17 protein-coding genes and 2 tRNA genes are annotated in these 17,940 nt (G+C 62.7%); 10 read left to right on the forward strand and 9 right to left on the reverse strand.

What is annotated here, in order from left to right; all coding sequences use genetic code 11:
- Positions 1-46 precede the first annotated feature (46 nt).
- From tilS to cysS, 4 genes are all read right to left on the reverse strand, one after another.
- Entirely contained in the window at positions 47-1,465 is a 1,419-nt protein-coding gene (gene tilS / locus AC07VI_RS28105; RefSeq protein ID WP_492993435.1) for a tRNA lysidine(34) synthetase TilS, read from the reverse strand.
- A gap of 99 nt (positions 1,466-1,564) precedes the next feature.
- A complete protein-coding gene (locus AC07VI_RS28110) occupies positions 1,565-2,539 on the reverse strand; it encodes an acetyl-CoA carboxylase carboxyltransferase subunit alpha (RefSeq protein ID WP_034784047.1) in 975 nt (324 codons plus the stop codon).
- 54 nt (positions 2,540-2,593) lie between these two features.
- Positions 2,594-3,307, reverse strand: a complete 714-nt coding sequence (locus AC07VI_RS28115) for a DNA-3-methyladenine glycosylase family protein (protein WP_086148116.1) — start codon at positions 3,305-3,307, stop codon at positions 2,594-2,596.
- Positions 3,307-4,701 carry a cysteine--tRNA ligase gene (gene cysS, locus AC07VI_RS28120; RefSeq protein WP_099375568.1) on the reverse strand — a complete coding sequence of 465 codons (1,395 nt, stop codon included), beginning with the start codon at positions 4,699-4,701 and terminating at the stop codon, positions 3,307-3,309. Before cysS ends, AC07VI_RS28115 begins: the two co-directional genes overlap by 1 nt.
- Positions 4,702-4,979: 278 nt before the next feature.
- Here cysS and AC07VI_RS28125 point away from each other — a divergent pair, with 278 nt between their 5' ends.
- The 7 genes from AC07VI_RS28125 to AC07VI_RS28155 all read left to right on the forward strand — a co-directional run bounded on the left by AC07VI_RS28125 (position 4,980) and on the right by AC07VI_RS28155 (position 10,159).
- Complete coding sequence (locus tag AC07VI_RS28125; protein ID WP_099375567.1) at positions 4,980-5,618, forward strand: peptidylprolyl isomerase; 639 nt, start codon at positions 4,980-4,982, stop codon at positions 5,616-5,618.
- A gap of 73 nt (positions 5,619-5,691) precedes the next feature.
- Positions 5,692-6,183, forward strand: coding sequence for a peptidylprolyl isomerase (locus tag AC07VI_RS28130; protein WP_076570912.1), 492 nt, complete (start codon positions 5,692-5,694; stop codon positions 6,181-6,183).
- An 86-nt stretch (positions 6,184-6,269) separates the two neighbouring features.
- Positions 6,270-7,016, forward strand: a complete 747-nt coding sequence (locus AC07VI_RS28135) for a UDP-2,3-diacylglucosamine diphosphatase (protein ID WP_492993432.1) — start codon at positions 6,270-6,272, stop codon at positions 7,014-7,016.
- Between the two features lie 69 nt (positions 7,017-7,085).
- The gene (locus tag AC07VI_RS28140; RefSeq protein WP_492993430.1) at positions 7,086-7,802 is read left to right on the forward strand and encodes a DUF72 domain-containing protein; all 717 of its coding nucleotides are present in this window, start codon (positions 7,086-7,088) and stop codon (positions 7,800-7,802) included.
- A gap of 130 nt (positions 7,803-7,932) precedes the next feature.
- A complete protein-coding gene (locus tag AC07VI_RS28145; protein WP_086148107.1) occupies positions 7,933-8,313 on the forward strand; it encodes a GntR family transcriptional regulator in 381 nt (126 codons plus the stop codon).
- Entirely contained in the window at positions 8,310-9,182 is an 873-nt protein-coding gene (locus AC07VI_RS28150; protein WP_099375564.1) for an ABC transporter ATP-binding protein, read from the forward strand. The genes AC07VI_RS28145 and AC07VI_RS28150 overlap by 4 nt, the downstream gene beginning before the upstream one ends.
- Positions 9,179-10,159, forward strand: a complete 981-nt coding sequence (locus tag AC07VI_RS28155) for a hypothetical protein (protein ID WP_492993427.1) — start codon at positions 9,179-9,181, stop codon at positions 10,157-10,159. The genes AC07VI_RS28150 and AC07VI_RS28155 overlap by 4 nt, the downstream gene beginning before the upstream one ends.
- Before the next feature lie 302 nt (positions 10,160-10,461).
- Here AC07VI_RS28155 and AC07VI_RS28160 read toward each other — a convergent pair whose 3' ends face one another.
- The 5 genes from AC07VI_RS28160 to rnr form a co-directional block, all read right to left on the reverse strand.
- Positions 10,462-10,968, reverse strand: coding sequence for a DUF2199 domain-containing protein (locus AC07VI_RS28160; protein WP_086148104.1), 507 nt, complete (start codon positions 10,966-10,968; stop codon positions 10,462-10,464).
- A gap of 13 nt (positions 10,969-10,981) precedes the next feature.
- Positions 10,982-11,680: a YceH family protein gene (locus tag AC07VI_RS28165; protein WP_475413500.1), complete on the reverse strand. Its 699-nt coding sequence runs from the start codon at positions 11,678-11,680 to the stop codon at positions 10,982-10,984.
- Positions 11,681-11,690: 10 nt separating this feature from the next.
- A complete protein-coding gene (gene cysE / locus AC07VI_RS28170; protein WP_086148102.1) occupies positions 11,691-12,440 on the reverse strand; it encodes a serine O-acetyltransferase in 750 nt (249 codons plus the stop codon).
- Positions 12,441-12,632: 192 nt separating this feature from the next.
- A complete protein-coding gene (rlmB, locus tag AC07VI_RS28175; protein WP_086148101.1) occupies positions 12,633-13,376 on the reverse strand; it encodes a 23S rRNA (guanosine(2251)-2'-O)-methyltransferase RlmB in 744 nt (247 codons plus the stop codon).
- A gap of 3 nt (positions 13,377-13,379) precedes the next feature.
- Complete coding sequence (gene rnr / locus AC07VI_RS28180; RefSeq protein WP_086148100.1) at positions 13,380-15,944, reverse strand: ribonuclease R; 2,565 nt, start codon at positions 15,942-15,944, stop codon at positions 13,380-13,382.
- 402 nt (positions 15,945-16,346) lie between these two features.
- On the opposite strand from rnr, the gene AC07VI_RS28185 reads away from it, so the two are divergent.
- From AC07VI_RS28185 to AC07VI_RS28195, 3 genes are all read left to right on the forward strand, one after another.
- Positions 16,347-16,431 (forward strand) — tRNA-Leu (locus AC07VI_RS28185).
- Positions 16,432-16,612: 181 nt separating this feature from the next.
- Positions 16,613-17,677, forward strand: a complete 1,065-nt coding sequence (locus AC07VI_RS28190; RefSeq protein WP_492993423.1) for an NF038122 family metalloprotease — start codon at positions 16,613-16,615, stop codon at positions 17,675-17,677.
- A 166-nt stretch (positions 17,678-17,843) separates the two neighbouring features.
- Positions 17,844-17,928, forward strand: a tRNA-Leu gene (locus AC07VI_RS28195).
- Positions 17,929-17,940 lie beyond the last annotated feature (12 nt).

Genomic DNA, 17,940 nt, shown 5'->3' on the forward strand with positions numbered 1-17,940 from the left:
CACTTGCCGGCCACTCCGAGAGTGGCCGTGGCAGCCACCCCTGCGCTCAGCAGGACTGCCAGCGCAGGGTCACGCGGGGACGTTCCAGCAGGCTCAGGCAATGGCAGTCGAGGCCGATACCAGCCGCATACAGCAATTGTTGCGCCGCACAGACAAGGGGCAGGCGTTCGCGCTCCCAGGCGGGCACGTCGAACGCCTGGTAATGGTATTTCAGGCTCTTGGTGGGACGGTTCAGGGCCAGTTTCAGGCGCTCGCCGCCCTGGCGGAAGTCGATGGTCAAAGTTTGTGATTGCAACCAGGCAACATCCATCCCCTGGCCGCCGTCTGCCACCGCATCGAAATGCAGCACGCCGCCATAGGCGGGGAACGCCAGGCTGGCCTCGCCCTGCCAGACAAATTGCTGGCCGGCCTTTTCCAGGCCGGGAATGCCCGCATCGTCACGCTCGCGCATGCCGGCCAGGTCATTCAGCTTGGGCGTCAGGTACAGCCGGTCGCGGTGACGCCGCACGTGGCATGCGGGATGCGTGACCAGCAACTGCGCATCGGGCCGCGCTTCCAGCAGTTGCGCCAGCATTTCCGCCAGCCACGCCGTCGACGGCATGCGCAGGCCACGCGTGCCGAACCAGTGGCGCAGCAGGTTGTAGCAACGGTCCGCGCTCAGCGCGCGCAATTTCGCCAGTTCGATGCAGTCGCCATCGAGGCAGGCGGCCAGATCCTGCGTCGCCAGTTCCGTCAGCAGGCGCTGCGCCGACTGCGCATGCTGGGCGCTGCGGGCAAAGCGCTCCTGGAAACCGGGAAAGGCCTGCGCCAGCACGGGCATCACCTGGTGCCGCAAGGCATTGCGGGCAAAGCGGGGATCGTCGTTCGACTCGTCGTGGATGTGCGCGATCGCGTGCTTCGCCACGTAGGCTTCGAGTTGCCTTCGCGACACGGAAAGCAAGGGGCGCGCCATCACGAGGTCCGGGTTGCCCAGCAGCTCGGGCGCGCTGTTGGCGCCATCCATGCCGGACAGCCCCGCCGTGCCCGAGCCGCGCAGCAGCTGCAGCAGCACCGTTTCGGCCTGGTCGTCCTGGTGGTGGGCCGTCAGCAGCAGGCGCACGCCGTGCGCGGCGCACAGTTCGCCCAGGGCCGCATAGCGGCGCTTGCGGGCCGCCTCTTCCGTGCCCGTCTTCGCATTCTTTTCCAGCGTGACGCGGCGTGCCTCGAAGGCGATGGCCAGGCCGGCGCACGCCTGCGCGCAGTGGGCCAGCCAGGCATCAGCATTCGGGCTCAGGCCATGGTGCACGTGAAACGCGTGCAGGGCCACGCCCTGCTCCTGCGCCCAGGCATGCGCCAGGTGCAGCAGGGCCGCGGAATCGAGGCCGCCGCTCAGGGCGATGCCGACGGTGCTGCCGGGTGCAGGTGCGCAGGCGTCCAGCGCGCGGGCGAAGATGTCGGGCACGGTGGCGGTTTGTTGCTTTTTCATAATACTCCAGGAATGCAAAGAGGGACAGGTGACCAAACGACTCCTGTCGTCTGGCTGCCTGTCCCCGGTGTTCTTGCTGCCGGCCTGCGCCGGCGATGATTACTCGCTCGGCGTGGTTTCCTTGAACTTGCCGTAGCTCAGCAGTTTTTCATGGCGCGCGGCCAGCAGGTCCTTGGTTTTCATGCCCTGGAACTGGCGCAAAGTATCCGCCAGCGCGCGTTTGAGCAAGGTCGCCATCTGTTTCGGATCGCGGTGGGCGCCGCCCAGCGGTTCGTTGATGATCTTGTCGATCAGGCCCATGGCTTTCAGGCGGTGCGCCGTCAGGCCCAGCGCTTCGGCCGCGTCGGAGGCGCGCTCGGCGCTCTTCCACAGGATGGAGGCGCAGCCTTCCGGCGAGATCACGGCATAGGTCGAGTATTGCAGCATCAGCACGGCGTCGCCCACGGCAATGGCCAGCGCGCCGCCGGAACCGCCTTCACCGATGATGGTGGCGATCAGCGGCACTTTCAACTCGGCCATCACGTACAGGTTGTGGCCGATGGCTTCCGACTGGCCGCGTTCTTCCGCGTCGATGCCGGGGAAGGCGCCTGGCGTGTCGACGAAGGTGAAGATGGGCAAGTTGAACTTTTCAGCCACTTTCATCAGGCGCATGGCCTTGCGGTAGCCTTCCGGTTTCGGCATGCCGAAATTGCGCATGGCGCGCTCTTTCGTGTCGCGGCCCTTCTGGTGGCCGATGACCATGCACGGCTGGCCGTTGAAGCGGGCCAGGCCGCCGACGACGGACAGATCGTCAGCGTAGCTGCGGTCGCCATGCAATTCGTGGAAATCGGTAAAGATTTCATTCACGTAATCCATGGTGTAGGGGCGCTGCGGGTGGCGCGCGATCTGCGCCACTTGCCAAGGCGTCAGCTTGGCGTAGATATCCTTGGTCAGCTGCTGGCTCTTCTTGGCCAGGCGGTCGATCTCTTCCGAGATGTCGACGGCCGAATCGTCTTGCACGAAGCGCAACTCTTCGATCTTGGAATCGAGTTCCGCGATCGGCTGTTCAAAATTGAGGAAAGTCGTTTTAGTCATTGTACCTCCAGGTTTTACCGGCCACGGCGCCAGGGCGCGCGGCGTCATCTATGTTTATTTTACCGTACCGGCTGGTGCGCCGGGGGCTGCATCGGGTGCGGCAGGGGCGGCGGCAGGGTCGAGACTGCGCCACAGATACCACGTCGCCACGGTGCGCCACGGTTCCCAATTGGCGGAAACTTCGCGCGCATCGCTGCGGGAAACAGGTTCGCCGGAGAAGTAATTGACGCTGATGCCCTGGATCAAACCCGGGTCGTCGAGCGGCAAGACATTCGGCCGGAGCAGATTAAATATCAGAAACATCTCGGCTGTCCAGCGGCCGATGCCGCGAATCTGCACCAGTTCGGCGATGACGGCTTCGTCATCCATCTGGTCCCACTGGCTCGCATGCACGCGCTTGGCCTTGAAATGGTCGGCCAGGTCGAGGATGTATTCGGTCTTGCGTTTGGACAAACCGCAGGCGGACAGTTGCTCGGCGCCCGCCTTCAACACTTGCGTAGGCGTGCATTTCGGGCAAGCGGCCAGCAGCTTTTTCCAGGCGGCATCAGCCGCCTTGGGCGTGATCTGCTGGCCCACCAGCGAACGGGCCAGGGTGGTAAACGGGTCGCTATGGCCGACCAGGTGCAGGTCGCCAAATTGCGGGATGAGCTTTTTCATGATGCGGTCGCGCTTCATCAGCTCGATCTTCGCCTCTTCCCAGTAGTGCGGCACCTGGATCACCTGCGCAGCGGCTACCGGCGCTTCCCCGTTTTCCCTGGACGTAGCCATCATGCGCGGCGCCAGTTGGTCGAGCCGTCAGGCTTGTCTTCAAGAATGATGCCTGCAGCCAACAATTCCGCGCGGATCTTGTCCGATGCGGCAAAGTCGCGCGCCTTTTTCGCCGCGCTGCGCGCCGCGATGGCCGCTTCGATGCCGGCCGCCTCGTCCTGCCCGCCGGCGGCGCCCACGGTTGCTTGCAGGAATTGCTGCGGCGTGCGCTCGAGCAAGCCGAACACGCCCGCCAGGCCCTTCAATTGACGCGCCAGGGCGGGCGACTTGCTCTTGTTGACTTCCGTCGCCAGGTCGAACAGGGCGGCCACGGCCAGCGGCGTGTTGAAATCGTCGTCCATCGCTTCGCGCACGCGCAAGGCATGGGCTTCATTCCAGTCGATGGCGCCCTCTTCCACCGCCACGTCAGCCAGCGCCGTGTACAGGCGCGTCAGCGACAGGCGCGCATCATCGAGGTGCACGTCCGAATAATTCAGGGGGCTGCGGTAGTGCGCGCGCAGGATGAAGAAGCGGATCACTTCGGCATCGAACTTTTGCAGCACTTCGCGGATGGTGAAGAAGTTGCCGAGCGACTTGGACATTTTTTCATTGTCCAGGCGCACGAAGCCGTTATGGATCCAGTAATTGACGCTGGCGTGGCCGAACGCGCCTTCGGATTGGGCGATCTCGTTTTCGTGGTGCGGGAATTGCAGGTCCGCGCCGCCGCCGTGGATGTCGAATTGTTCACCGAGCAAGGCGCAGGACATGGCCGAGCACTCGATATGCCAGCCCGGGCGGCCCTTGCCCCACTTCGAGTCCCATTTGACTTCTTCCGGCTCGGATTCCTTCGACGACTTCCACAGCACGAAGTCGAGCGGATCGCGCTTGCCCGTGTTCACGTCGACGCGCTCGCCCGCGCGCAGGTCGTCGAGCGACTTGCCGGACAGCTTGCCGTAGTGGGGGAAATTGCGCACGGCATAGTTCACGTCGCCATCCGCGCCCTGGTAGGCCAGGTCCTTCGCTTCGAGCCGCTCGATCAGGCGCAGCATTTGCGGCACGTATTCGGTGGCGCGCGGCGTGTGGTCGGGCGTCAGGATGCCCAGCGCGGCCGTGTCTTCATCCATGTACTGGGTGAAGCGCGTCGTCAGCTGGGAAATCGTCTCGCCGTTTTCCACGGCGCGGCGGATGATCTTGTCGTCGATGTCCGTAATGTTGCGCACATAGGTGACGTCGAAACCGGACGCCTTGAGCCAGCGGTAGATGACGTCGAAGGCCATCATCATGCGCGCATGGCCGATATGGCAATAATCGTAGATGGTCATGCCGCACACGTACATGCGTACCTTGCCCGCTTCCATCGGGACGAATACCTGCTTCTCGCGAGCCAGGGTGTTGTAAATCTTTAGATTGCTCATCGTACTTTGCAAGTGGAGCGGCCGCCCGCCTGGCAAAACGACAGACAGGCGCGGACACCGGGGGTGCCGCGCCACTGAACTGCCGTGTGCGCCAAGACTGGTCGACCCGCTATATTGTTGTTCTTGTTTGTTAGAATTGGGGCGTTAGCGGTCAAGTATAACATTGATAAAAACCATACTGGCCCGATATGAATCAGGTTTTTACGATGTTCAACCGAATTTTCACTTCTTTACAATTAAAGCAAGTTTAGAGAAAAATAACGATTAAGGATGCCTCCATGCAAGAAATCAAGTCGAAACGCCTGTCTTTCCTGGCCCGCTTTTGCACCCTGTTTGCCGGCCTGACCCTGGGCAGCGCCGTCGTGGCCGCCGCCCCCGCAAGCCCTGCGGCCGCCCTCGACCCCACGCCGCACGTGGCCCTGAAAACCAGCATGGGCGAGATCGTGCTGGAACTGGACCAAGAAAAGGCGCCGAAAAGCGTGGCCAATTTCTTGCAGTACGTCAAGAGCGGCTATTACAAGGGCACCGTGTTTCACCGCGTCATCGACGGCTTCATGATACAGGGCGGCGGCTTCGACAAGAACATGCAGCAGAAAGCCACCAAGGCGCCGATCAGGAACGAGGCGCAAAACGGCTTGCAGAACGTCACCTACAGCATCGCCATGGCGCGCACGGGCGATCCCCATTCGGCCACCGCGCAGTTTTTCATCAACGTCAACGACAACGGCGCACTCGACTACCCTGGCCGCGACGGTTTCGGCTACACGGTGTTCGGCAAAGTCGTCAGCGGTATGGACGTGGTCGACAAGATCAAGGCCGTGCCCGTCGCCGACAAGGGGCCGCACCAGAACGTGCCCGTCACGCCCGTGGTGATCGAATCGGCGACTTTACTCAAGTCCGCGCCCGCAAAACTGTAAAATAGCGTTTTTGCGGCGCCGGCCTGCCTGGCGCCGCTGAATCAATTATTCATCCAATTTATTAAGGATCATCATGACCTCCGTCATCATCACCACCAATCTGGGCAAGATCACCGCTGAACTGGACGCCGAGAAAGCGCCGAAAACGGTTGCCAACTTCCTCGCCTACATGAACGCCGGCCACTACAACAACACGATTTTCCACCGCGTCATCGACGGCTTCATGATCCAGGGCGGCGGTTTCGAGCCAGGCATGAAACAGAAGCCTGCCGACGCCACCGTGGAAAACGAAGCCAAGAACGGCCTGAAAAACGACAGCTACACCCTGGCCATGGCCCGCACCTCGGACCCGCACTCGGCATCGGCCCAGTTCTTCATCAACATCAAGAACAACAGCTTCCTCGACTACCCAGGCCAGGACGGCTGGGGCTACGCCGTGTTCGGTAAAGTCACCGACGGCAAGGAAGTCGTCGACGCCATCCGCGCCGTGAAAACCTCGCGCGCCGGCATGTTCGCCGATGTGCCAGTGACCGATGTCATCATCGAGAAGGTAGAAGCCGCTTAATTCGGCTCGGGTACCATGCATAACAGGCATTGCAGCGTTTGCGCCTCTCCATGTACATCACTTTTTGGGAGCGTTGAACGATGACAATGCCTGCCGCACTCTTCATTTCCGACCTGCACCTGCAGAGCTCGCACCCGCGCACCAGCGCGGCGTTTCTTTCTTTCCTGGAACACCACGCGCAATATGCCCAGGCGCTGTATCTATTGGGCGACCTGTTCGAATACTGGGCCGGCGACGATGACCTGGAAGACCCGTTCAATGCGCGCATGACGGCCGCCATCCGCGCCGTCAGCGATGCCGGCGTGCACGTCTACTGGATCGCCGGCAACCGCGACTTTCTTGTCGGTTCCGGCTTTGCCGCCGCCGCCGGCGCCACCCTGCTCAGCGAACCGCACGTGGCCACGATTGCCGGCCGCCGCATCGTCTTGCTGCACGGCGACGCGGAATGCACGAAAGACGTCAGCTACATGGAATTTCGCGCCATGGTGCGCCAGCCCGCCTGGCAAAAACAGTTTCTAGCCATGCCCTTGACGCAGCGCAAGGCCATCATCGACGGCTTGCGCCAGAGCAGCCGCGAACAGAACGGCGAAAAATCCATGGACATCATGGATGTCACGCCAGATGCCGTGGCCCATGTATTTGCCGAACACGCGAGCACCATCATGATCCACGGCCATACGCACCGCCCTGCCCTGCATAAAGTCGACGCAACCTTGCGCTATGTCTTGCCGGACTGGGAATGCGACGTGGAACCGCAGCGCGGCGGCTGGATCGCTATCGATGCGCGCGGCAATATCACGCGCCATGACCTGAGCGGCGAGATCATCGACTAGCCCTGCGCCGACGGCGCCACGGGCGTTTGTCCGATAGCCGCGCCCGCCTGGCCTTGCTGTAATGGCGCCATGCACACTGTTTACATCGGTACGGCCGGCTGGAGCATTTCCAGCACCGCCGCCTGCCGCTTTCCCCGCGACGGCAGCCACCTGCAGCGCTATGCCCAGGTGCTGGATTGCGTGGAAATCAACAGCTCCTTCTACCGCCCGCACCAGCCGTCAAGCTACGCGCGCTGGGCCGCCAGCGTGCCCGAGCATTTCCGCTTCAGCGTGAAATTGCCGCGCAGCATCACGCACGAACGGCGCTTGCGCGACTGTACGGCCGAACTCGAGCGCTTTGCGGGAGAAGTCATGCAACTGGGGAATAAACTGGGCTGCGTGCTGGTGCAGCTGCCGCCCAGCCTGCGTTTCGAGGCGGACGTGGCCGCCACATTCTTCCGTGCGCTGCGCCAGTACCTTGACGGCATGCTGGCCTGCGAGGCGCGCCATGCCAGCTGGTTCGGCGAGGCCGCCACGGAGGTGCTACGCGGCAATCGCATCACGCGCGTGCGCGCCGACCCGCCCGCCGGCCAGCCAGGTCCGCATGTGCCGACCACGGAGCAGGCCTACCTGCGCCTGCATGGCAGCCCGACAATATACTATTCGGACTATCCGCCCGCCTACCTGGCGGCCCTGGCCGCCGACTTGCACGCATCGGCGCAGGCGGGCAGCTGGTGCATCTTCGACAATACGGCGGCCGGCGCCGCCCTGTTCAATGCGCTGGACCTGCAGGCGCGGCTGGCTTGAAAAGAAATCTTGATTCTTTCAGTCTTAGTGTTATAGTTAACTACAACACCAACTCAATACAACACGGAGCCTCGATGCCTACAGCACTTTACCCGCGTCGCACCGCCTCACCCTTGTCGGAGCGCATCCCATGAGCGCCGCATGGAACGACAATAGCCCCATCTACCGCCAGCTCAAGGCGAAGGTGGTGGGCATGATACTCGACGGCGTGCTGCAGCCCGGCGACGCCCTGCCTTCGGTACGCCAGGTGGCGGCCGATTATCAATTAAATCCCATCACGGTTTCGCGCGCCTACCAGGAACTGGTCGACGAGGCCCTGGTGGAAAAACGGAGAGGACTCGGTATGTATGTCATGGAAGGCGCCCGCGACAAATTGCTGGCCAGCGAACGCGAACGTTTCCTGCGCGAAGAATGGCCGGTCTTGCTGGAACGCATCACGCAGCTGGGCCTGAACTTCGAGCAACTGCTGCAAGCGAGCCGCGACAGTGGCGCACACGGGGAGAGCGCATGAATGCATTGAACAAGGACAGCGTCATCAGCGCGCGCGGCCTGCGCAAGCAGTACGGCAAGCAGGTGGCCATCGACGGCATCAGTTTCGATATCGCGCCGGGGCGCATCGTCGGCCTGATCGGGCCTAACGGCTCGGGCAAGACCACCACCCTGAAAGCCATCCTCGGCCTGACGGGCTTTGAGGGCGAACTGGCCGTGCTGGGGCGCGACCCGCGCGTGCAGCGCGACGCGCTGATGGACGACGTATGCTTCATCGCCGACGTGGCCATCCTGCCGGGCTGGCTGCGCGTGGCCGACGCCATCGATTTCGTGGCCGGCGTGCATCCGCGCTTCGACCGCAGCAAGGCGGAACGCTACCTGGCGCACACCAAGCTGGCGCCGAACATGAAGGTCAAGGCCATGTCGAAAGGCATGGTGGTGCAGCTGCACCTGGCGCTGGTGATGGCCATCGACGCCAAACTGCTGGTGCTCGACGAACCGACCCTGGGCCTGGACATTCTGTACCGCAAGCAGTTCTACCAGAACTTGCTGGAAGACTATTTCGATGAAAACAAGACCATCGTCATCACCACGCACCAGATCGAGGAAGTGGAGCACATCCTGAGCGACCTGATGTTCATTCGCGACGGCAAGATCGTGCTGGCCTCGAGCATGGAAGAAGTGGGCGAGCGCTATATCGAAGTGATGGTGGGCGCGCAGCACGTCAATCCGGCGCGCGCGCTGCAGCCGATCAGCGAACGCAGCGTGTTCGGCAAGTCGGTAATGCTGTTCGACGGCGTCGCCCGCACCCAACTGGCCGCCCTGGGCGAAGTACGCACGCCCAGCCTGGCTGACCTGTTTGTCGCGACCATGAAAGGATCGTACCAATGAGCATTTCCCCCATGAACAAGATGCAGTGGCTGATCCGGCGCGAACTGTGGGAGCACAAGGGCATGCTGCTGTGGACGCCCGCCCTGATCGGCATCGTCATGACCGTGCTGGGCGCCCTGATGACGATAGGCACCATCACCAAGGCCAAGATGCGCACGGCGCTGACCATCAATGGCGATGAAGTATCCTGGAACGCCATTTTCAATACGCGCAGCTTCGGTTCGCGCCGCATGGAAATCATCGACGCCGTCGCCAACAACTATATCGTCACGGCCGCGCCGCTGTTCCTGGCGCTGGGTTTCCTCGTCTTTTTCTATTGCCTGAGCGCCCTGCATGACGACCGCCGCGACCGCAGCGTGCTGTTCTGGAAGTCACTGCCCATTTCGGACGCCCAGACGGTGCTGTCGAAAGTGGCCATCGCCCTGCTGGTGGCGCCGCTGATCGTGGCCGCCGCCGCCAGCCTCACCTCGCTGGCGCTGGTGCTGATACTGGGCGGCGTGCTGGCGGCCAACGGCATCTACGTATTTGCCGAACTGCTGGCCTCCCCCGGCCTGTACCTGGGGCCGCTGGGCGTGTTCGGCCTGCTGCCCGTATATTTCCTGTGGGCATTGCCGACCGTCGGCTGGCTGCTGATGGTGTCGAGCTGGGCCAGGTCCAAAGTATTCCTGTGGGCCGTCGGCGTGCCGCTGCTGCTGCTGGTCCTGACGGTCTGGGCCGGCAAGCTGACGCAGACGGAAAGCGACCTTGGCTGGATACAGATGAATGTGATCGGGCGCGCCCTGCTCGGCACCATCCCCGGCGGCTGGTATCTGTTCGAGCCGGCACTGTTGCAACAACTGCATGCGTCAAAGAACATAAACGTGTTCGACAATTCTTGGTCCAGCCTGAGCCTGCCAGCAGCCTGGCTGGGTGCGGCGGCGGGCGCGGCCCTGATTTACGCCGCCATTCGCCTGCGCCGCTGGCGCGAAGAAGGCTGAGCGCGCTGCCTGCGCCCTGACAAACGCCCCGTCCATTGGGCGCTGGTCAGGGCTTTCGTCCCCGGCCGGCAAATGCACGCCATGGCGGCGCTGCCACTCCCCGGACAGATATCGGCAAGCAATGGATGTTGCCGCTCATGCGGATCGTGCGCGGATCTGCCGCATGGCCGAGGATAGGGCCAGGCGATCGCGTTGCAGAAGGTTGCCGGCGCCGCTACCGCCGGCGCCGTGCGGCGGCAGTCCCAAGGACCAGCGCACGTTCAAACCGTTGCCATGCCAGGAACTACGCCTGAAAGCGGCGCCTATGCGGCGCCATGCGCCAGCCGCGCATACAGCTCGGCCACCCGTTCCACCGTGATGCCCTCGCGCTGCTCCACGGCCAGCGGATGGTCGGTCGGCTCCAGCTCGACAGATGGCCGCACGCCGTCGTCGCGCAGGTGCACGCGGGTTTTCAGGTTCAGGGTAGCCGGATACACGGGCAACTGCGTGCTGAGCCAGCCGGAGAAGGGGCCGATGTGGGAACGCTGCGCATCGTGGAAACAGGCATCCCACGCATCGAAGCTGTCGCCGCTGAGCGACACCCACACGCCCCAGCTGAACGGCTCATCCGCGCCATGCACGGGGATGTCGATGGTGGCGCGCACGAAGCAGTGTTCTTCGTCGACGATGCAGGCGTCGCTGTCCATCTGGCAGCGCGTCGCGCGCTCGGCGGGCGCCATCTGCTCGTACAGCCACGGCGCATCGGCGCCGAAGCTGGGCATGCCCGTGTGGGTCTCGCCGCAGGCGCGGCACAGGAAGGAAAAACGCATGCCTGAAGGCCGCCTATTCGAACTGCTTGCGGAATGCCTCGAACTGCGCCGCCAGACCATCGAAGTCGCTGCGCAATTGCAGCACTTCCTGTTCCAGCTGGGCCACCCTGCTGCCCTGCTGCGGCGCGCTGACGGCGCCCGCGAAACCGGCCGCCGTCTCGATCTGCGCCAGCGCTTCCTCGCCGCCCAGCAAGTGGCCGTAGCGCGGCTCCTTGGCGCCGGGGGCGACAGCCAGTTTCGCCACCAGCGGCGGGTATTTGTCGATCAAAAACTGCAGGCCGGATTCGACTTCCGCCACGGACTTGAATTCATGCACGCGGCCGCTGCGGCTGCGGATTTCACCGGCCGTCTGCAAGCCGCGCAGCATCAATATCGTCAGGATGGCCAGCTTGTCCTGTTCCAGCGACCACTTGATGCGCATGCGGTGCTCGTACTTGGCGACCCGGGCGCCTGCCTGCGTGATGCCGTTGACGAATTTGCGCTGCATCAAGCGCTGCAGCACGTCGTACACGGTTTCCTCGGACAGGGCCATGACGGGGTCGCGGCTGGACAATTGATTGCAGCCGTTCGTCAGCGCGTTGAGCGACAGCGGATAGCTGTCCGGCGTCAGCGCTTCCTTTTCGGCCAGCACGGCCAGCACGCGGATCTCGAACGGGTCGAGCAGATTCGGATTGTCATTGCTTTTTTCGCCTGCCGTCACATCAGTGTTCATGCCTGTATCCTTAATCAACCAGCTTGTTCATTTGCTCAGAATCCAATTTATCACATTCAGGCACGGCCTGGCAGCAGATGCCCGCCGCCTTCAGCGTGGCGAGGATGGTCTCGATGCGCTGCTCCTGCGCCACGGCGTGCGTGATCAGGCCCTGCAGGGCTTTCGACAGGGGATCGTCGCCGTTCGGCGTGACGCCGTACGCGGCGAACAGGTGCGCCGTGCTGCCTTCACGCAGGGCATTGACATCCTTTTGCACGATGTGCGCGGGGTTGCCCACCGCCGTGGCGCCGGACGGCACGGGTTTCAGCAGCACGGCGTTCGAACCCACCTTGGCGTACTCGCCCACGGTAAAACTGCCCAGCACCTGCGCGCCGGCGCCGACGATGACGCCCCGTTCCAGGGTCGGATGGCGCTTGGCGCCGCTGTGCAGCGAGGTGCCGCCCAAAGTCACGCCCTGGTAGATGGTGCAGTCGTCGCCGACGACGGCCGTCTCGCCGATCACCACGCCGAAACCGTGGTCGATGAAGACGCGGCGGCCGATCACGGCGCCCGGATGGATCTCGATGCCGGTGATGATGCGGCCGATATACGAGATGAAGCGCCCCACCCACTTCATGCGCCGCGTCCAGCACCAGTGCGCCCAGCCGTGCATGACGATGGCATGCAGGCCCGGATAACAGGTCAGCACCTCCCAGCCATTGCGGGCGGCGGGGTCACGTTCAATGATGCTGTTGATATCTTCGCGCAGGTGGTGGAACATAATGAAAATGGATAAGGTGGAACGCAAATGGTAGCGTATTCGGCGGCGTGCTGCCGGAGAGGCAGATAAACAACCGCCGCCTCAAGGGCGGCGGCTTATCAAAGAAGCGCGACAAAACGTTCAGGGCAAGGCGCATTGCCGAAGACAGTACGCAAGTACGGCGAGGCAATGCAACGCCGCCCTGGACGTTTTTTAGCCTTCTTTCGCGATGCGCTGGCGGCGGGCTTCGTACAGGCACACGCCCGACGCCACGGACACGTTCAGGCTCTCGACGGAGCCGAACATCGGGATGCTGACGAGAATGTCGCAGGTGTCGCGCGTCAAACGGCGCATGCCTTCGCCTTCGGAACCCATGACGAGGGCCGTCGGGCCCGTGAAATCGGCCTCGTACAGGCCTTTTTCGCCGTCGTCCGAGGTGCCGATCAGCCAGATGCCGCGATCCTTCAATTCGCGCATGGTGCGCGCCAGGTTCGTCACGGTGATGTACGGCACGGTTTCGGCGGCGCCGCTGGCGACCTTGGCGGCCGTGGCGTTGAGGCCCACGGCGCGGTCCTTCGGCACGATGACGGCATGCGCGCCGACGCCGTCGGCCACGCGCAGGCAGGCGCCCAGGTTGTGCGGGTCGGTGATGCCGTCGAGAATCAACAGCAGCGGCGGGCCGTCGATGGCGTCCAGCAGCTCGTCGAGGTTGCGCGCCAGCGACAATTGCGAGGCAAACGCGATCACGCCCTGGTGGCGGCGCGTGCCGACGATTTTATCGAGACGCGACGAATCGACGGGCATGACGCGCACGTTGGCCGCCTTGGCGGCGGCGATCATGTCCTTCATGCGGCCGTCGACGCGGCTGGCATCGACGAAAATTTCTTCCACGGACGACGCTTCATGACGCAGACGCGAGGTGACGGCGTGGAAGCCGAAAATCATTTTATTCTTCATTATTTATCGTTTCTTCTTGCTTGTTTTTGATGCAGATACAGTTTTTGCTGCTCGTGGTGCCGCCGCAGCGGGTGCCGCGGCTGGTTTCTTGCCGCCCTTCGGCGCGGCCTTAGGCGCCGCCTTGGAGGCTTCCTTCGGGGCAGCCTTGGCTTGCGCCTTGGCGGCAGGCTTGGCGCCGTTGGAACGGCCGCCGGAACCATTGCCGGACTTGCCGCCGTTGTTGGCGCTGACCTTGATCTCGTGGCGCTGCTCGGTCGCTGGACCGGGCTTGACCATGGATTTCTTCTCGCCCTTGCGCTTGCCGCCGCCGTTCGGCTTGGCCGGCGCATCGTCGCCCGCCAGTTCCGCGTCGGTGACCAGGCGCAGGTCGATCTTGCGCGTTTCCAGGTCGACTCGCGCCACCTGCACCGTCAGACGGTCCGTCAATTGATAACGCTTGCCCGTGCGTTCGCCGCGCAATTCATGGCGCGCATCGTCGTACTGGAAGTAGTCGGTACCGAGCTCGGTCACGTGCACCAGGCCTTCGACAAACAGGGTGTCGAGCTGCACGAACACGCCGAAGGTGGTCACGCCGGTGATGGTGCCCGTGAACTCTTCGCCCAATTTATCTTGCATGAAGTAGCACTTCAGCCACGCCTCGACGTCGCGCGACGCTTCGTCGGCGCGGCGCTCGTTGGCCGAGCAATGCACGCCCAGCGCGTCCCAGATGGTCAGGTCCGTCTTCTTCGGCTTGCCGTCGGCCTTGTCCTTGGCCTGCTGCTTGCGCGTGGCGTTCGACACGTTGGTGTTCAGCACGACCTTATCGGACAGCTTCGGTTCGTATTTCTTGCCTTGCAGAATGGCCTTGATGGCGCGGTGCGTCAGCAGGTCGGGATAGCGGCGGATCGGGCTGGTGAAGTGGGCATACGCCTCGTACGCCAGGCCGAAGTGGCCGATATTGTCCGGGCTGTAGACGGCTTGCTGCATCGAGCGCAGCAGCATCGTCTGCAGCAGCGCGGCGTCGGGACGCTGCTTGATCTGCTGCATCAGGGTCTGGTAATCGGACGCCGACGGCGTGTCGCCGCCCGTCAGGTTCAGGCCAACCTGTTTCAGGAAGGTGCGCACTTGCGTGAGCTTTTCCTTGGTCGGGCTGGCGTGGATGCGGTAAGTGCCTGGATGCTTGTTGCGCAGCAACAAATCGGCGGCGCAGACGTTGGCCGCCAGCATGCACTCTTCGATAATCTTGTGCGCTTCGTTGCGCGTGCGGGGAATGATCTTTTCGATCTTGCCCGCGCTATTGCAGACGATATACGTTTCCGTCGTCTCGAAATCGATGGCGCCCCGCTCCGTGCGCGCTTTCAGCAAGGCGCGGTAGACGGCTTCCAGATTCTGCAGGTGCGGCAGGATGTCCGCGCGGCGCGCCGCCTCGGGGCCCTTGGTATTGCCCAGCACGGCGGCGACTTCATCATACGTGAGGCGCGCGGCCGAATGGATCACGGCCGGGTAGAACTGGTACGCCTTCAGCTCGCCCTTGTCGCTGACGACGGCGTCGCAGACGAGGGTCAAACGGTCGACGGCCGGATTCAGCGAGCACAAACCGTTCGACAGTTTTTCCGGCAACATAGGGATCACGCGGCGCGGGAAGTACACGGACGTACTGCGCTCGATCGCGTCGACATCGAGCGCGTCGTTCGGTTTCACGTAATGGCTGACGTCGGCAATGGCCACGATCAGGCGGAAGCAGTTGGCGCGGCCGATCTTGACGGGTTCGCAATACACGGCATCGTCGAAATCGCGCGCGTCCTCGCCATCGATGGTCACCAATGGCACGTCGCGCAGGTCGACACGGTCTTTCAGGTCGGCGGCGCGCACTTCGAACGGCAGCTTTTCAGCTTGCTTGAGAGCCGCGGCGGAAAAGATGTGCGGCACGTTGAATTTACGCACGGCGATCTCGATTTCCATGCCGGGGTCGTCCAGCGCACCGAGCACTTCGACGATCTTGCCGACCGGCTGCTTGAAGCGCATCGGCTGCTCGGTCAGCTCGACGCTGACGATCTGGCCGGCCTTGGCCTTGCCCAGCGAACCGGTGACGAGAATGTCCTGGCCGATGCGCTGGTCTTCCGGCGCCACCACCCAGGTGCCGTTTTCCTGGATCAAACGGCCGATGACGTGGGTATTGGCGCGCTGCGTGACTTCGACGATCGTGCCTTCCGGGCGGCCGCGGCGGTCCGTGCCGACGATGCGGGCCATGACCTTGTCGCCATGCAAGACTTTCTGCATTTCTTTCTCAGGCAGGAACAGGTCGGCGCTGGCGTCGTCGGGAATGACGAAACCGAAGCCGTCGCGATGGCTCATGACGCGGCCGGCGACGAGCGCGCTCTGGTCGGCCAGGCTGAAAACACCGCTGGCGTCAGACTTGAGCTGGCCGTCGCGCTCCATCGCCTTCAGGCGACGGACCAGGACATCCATGGAATCGGCATGCACTTGCAGCGTTTTCCCGAGAGACTGCGGATCGAGAGGCGCGTTGACGCTGCGGAATATGCCGAGAATGTCCTCCCGGCTGGGGATGGTGTGGGTATTTTGGCTCAAAAGTATTTCTATAGTTGTTATTGACAGTGATCAAACGGAATACAAAGACCGATGACATCACCGTCAATATTGACACGGTGATAGACGGTAGTGTACCGGAGGACGCCTTGGTTTGCCTAACGGACAGCGTAGCGGAAACCGTACAAGCGCCCCGCCGATGAAAAAAAGGAGAAAAGCCGCGCAATGCATTTGACTTCGGCAAATATTGCTCTATAATCTCGGTCTCTTGCAGCGACAAACCTTCACGGGAATGCAGTTGCAGGAAAGCGGTACAGGGTTGATGTGCAGTATGGAGCGCAAGCTCATCTGGCGCAAAACTCTTCAAGCCGCTATAATAGCAGAATTGTTGCGAAGTTATTTTGTAACAAGTACTCGAGCAGTAAAGCAACAAGCAGCATCAGTGCCCACGTGGCGGAATTGGTAGACGCGCATGGTTCAGGTCCATGTGCCTTCGGGTGTAGGGGTTCGAGTCCCTTCGTGGGCACCATTACCTAATTCGCAAAAGAGCCGCAAACTTTCACGAGTTTGCGGCTCTTTTCATTTCCGGCGCCAATCAAGCCTGTCGGCATTCTTGACAGTTGCCGACCGCGCAAGCGCCAAGTCCCTGATTTTAAAACCGAGAACGCTTCTTGCGTGCTGGCTGGCATCCCCACTTCCGGAGTGCCGCCATGAAAATCGTTCTCGCCGCCCTCGCACTGGCATTGCCCGCCAGCACCCTCGCCTCGCCCCTGTTCCATCTGCAGTACGTGCCCGGCACCTCGCTGCAGGCGCAGCAGGGATTCCAGGCGGCGGCCGCGCGCTGGTCGCGCGTGCTGAAAGACCATGTCACCATCGACCTGACGGTGGGTTTCAATGCACTGGGCGGCAACATCCTGGGGCAAACGGGTTCGTCGGAAGCGTTTTACCGCTACAGCGACTTTCGCGGCGCCCTCGCCGCCGACGCCAGCTCCGCCATCGACCAGCGGGCGCTGGCGCACCTGCCCACGGGCGACAGCTTCGGCATGCTGATCAACCGCACGGCCAACAATCCCAACGGCCCCGGCAGCGCCCTGCCCTATGTCGACAACAATGGCGACGCCAACAATCAATATCTGTCGCTGAGCAATGCGCAAGCCAGGGCCGTCGGCCTGGCGCCGCCGCCGCAATCACTGGACGGGTGCATCGGCAATTGCGACGGCTTCATCCAGTTCAACAGTGATTTCAATTTCGATTTCGATCCCGGCAATGGCATCGGCGCCAACAGCATCGACTTCATCGGCGTGGCCATGCATGAAATCGGCCACGCGCTGGGCTTTCTCAGCGGCGTGGACATCCTCGACTTCAACTCGCCGCCGCTGGGCGGCCCCTACGACGATTCGGAATTTACCTACGTTTCCGGACTGGACCTGTTCCGCTACTCGGCCGAGAGCGCCGCGGCCGGCGTGATCGACTGGACGGCCGACAAGCGCGACAAGTATTTCTCGCTCGACGGCGGCGCCACGCGCGGACCGCTGTTCGCCAACGGCGCTTACCACGGCGACGGCGACCAGGCCAGCCACTGGCGCGACAACCTGCACCTGGGCATCATGGACCCGACGGTGGCGTACGGTGAATTGCTGCGCCTGCGCCGGAACGACCTGATGGCCCTCGACGCCATCGGCTGGGATATCGCCCCGGCCGCCATCCCGGCGCCGTGCACCGCATGGCTGCTATGCCTGGGGCTGGGGCTGCTGGCGCTGCGGCAAAGACGCTAAACACGCTGAAAAAACAGGCAGTTTTCATAGGGAAAAGCCATTTTCGGAAGAAAAACCATGTTTCTTGAAGAAAAGTGCAAAATGTTGATTGACCGAATGCGCGCCAGCCCTTATGATTTTGTCCTCGCTGCAGAACACGCAGCGACAAGCAGCAAGCAGCAAGAATGCCCACGTGGCGGAATTGGTAGACGCGCATGGTTCAGGTCCATGTGCCTTCGGGTGTAGGGGTTCGAGTCCCTTCGTGGGCACCACCAGCAACGAGT

It is taken from the genome of Janthinobacterium sp. GW821-FHT03A03 (genome assembly GCF_059421435.1).

What these genes read in the sequence shown, in the direction of transcription:
- tilS (WP_492993435.1), bottom strand. Translation starts at nt 1,465, where the DNA reads ATGAAAAAGCAACAAACCGCCACCGTGCCCGACATCTTCGCCCGCGCG.
- AC07VI_RS28110 (WP_034784047.1), bottom strand. Translation starts at nt 2,539, where the DNA reads ATGACTAAAACGACTTTCCTCAATTTTGAACAGCCGATCGCGGAACTC.
- AC07VI_RS28115 (WP_086148116.1), bottom strand. Translation starts at nt 3,307, where the DNA reads ATGGCTACGTCCAGGGAAAACGGGGAAGCGCCGGTAGCCGCTGCGCAG.
- cysS (WP_099375568.1), bottom strand. Translation starts at nt 4,701, where the DNA reads ATGAGCAATCTAAAGATTTACAACACCCTGGCTCGCGAGAAGCAGGTA.
- AC07VI_RS28125 (WP_099375567.1), top strand. Translation starts at nt 4,980, where the DNA reads ATGCAAGAAATCAAGTCGAAACGCCTGTCTTTCCTGGCCCGCTTTTGC.
- AC07VI_RS28130 (WP_076570912.1), top strand. Translation starts at nt 5,692, where the DNA reads ATGACCTCCGTCATCATCACCACCAATCTGGGCAAGATCACCGCTGAA.
- AC07VI_RS28135 (WP_492993432.1), top strand. Translation starts at nt 6,270, where the DNA reads ATGCCTGCCGCACTCTTCATTTCCGACCTGCACCTGCAGAGCTCGCAC.
- AC07VI_RS28140 (WP_492993430.1), top strand. Translation starts at nt 7,086, where the DNA reads ATGCACACTGTTTACATCGGTACGGCCGGCTGGAGCATTTCCAGCACC.
- AC07VI_RS28145 (WP_086148107.1), top strand. Translation starts at nt 7,933, where the DNA reads ATGAGCGCCGCATGGAACGACAATAGCCCCATCTACCGCCAGCTCAAG.
- AC07VI_RS28150 (WP_099375564.1), top strand. Translation starts at nt 8,310, where the DNA reads ATGAATGCATTGAACAAGGACAGCGTCATCAGCGCGCGCGGCCTGCGC.
- AC07VI_RS28155 (WP_492993427.1), top strand. Translation starts at nt 9,179, where the DNA reads ATGAGCATTTCCCCCATGAACAAGATGCAGTGGCTGATCCGGCGCGAA.
- AC07VI_RS28160 (WP_086148104.1), bottom strand. Translation starts at nt 10,968, where the DNA reads ATGCGTTTTTCCTTCCTGTGCCGCGCCTGCGGCGAGACCCACACGGGC.
- AC07VI_RS28165 (WP_475413500.1), bottom strand. Translation starts at nt 11,680, where the DNA reads ATGAACACTGATGTGACGGCAGGCGAAAAAAGCAATGACAATCCGAAT.
- cysE (WP_086148102.1), bottom strand. Translation starts at nt 12,440, where the DNA reads ATGTTCCACCACCTGCGCGAAGATATCAACAGCATCATTGAACGTGAC.
- rlmB (WP_086148101.1), bottom strand. Translation starts at nt 13,376, where the DNA reads ATGAAGAATAAAATGATTTTCGGCTTCCACGCCGTCACCTCGCGTCTG.
- AC07VI_RS28190 (WP_492993423.1), top strand. Translation starts at nt 16,613, where the DNA reads ATGAAAATCGTTCTCGCCGCCCTCGCACTGGCATTGCCCGCCAGCACC.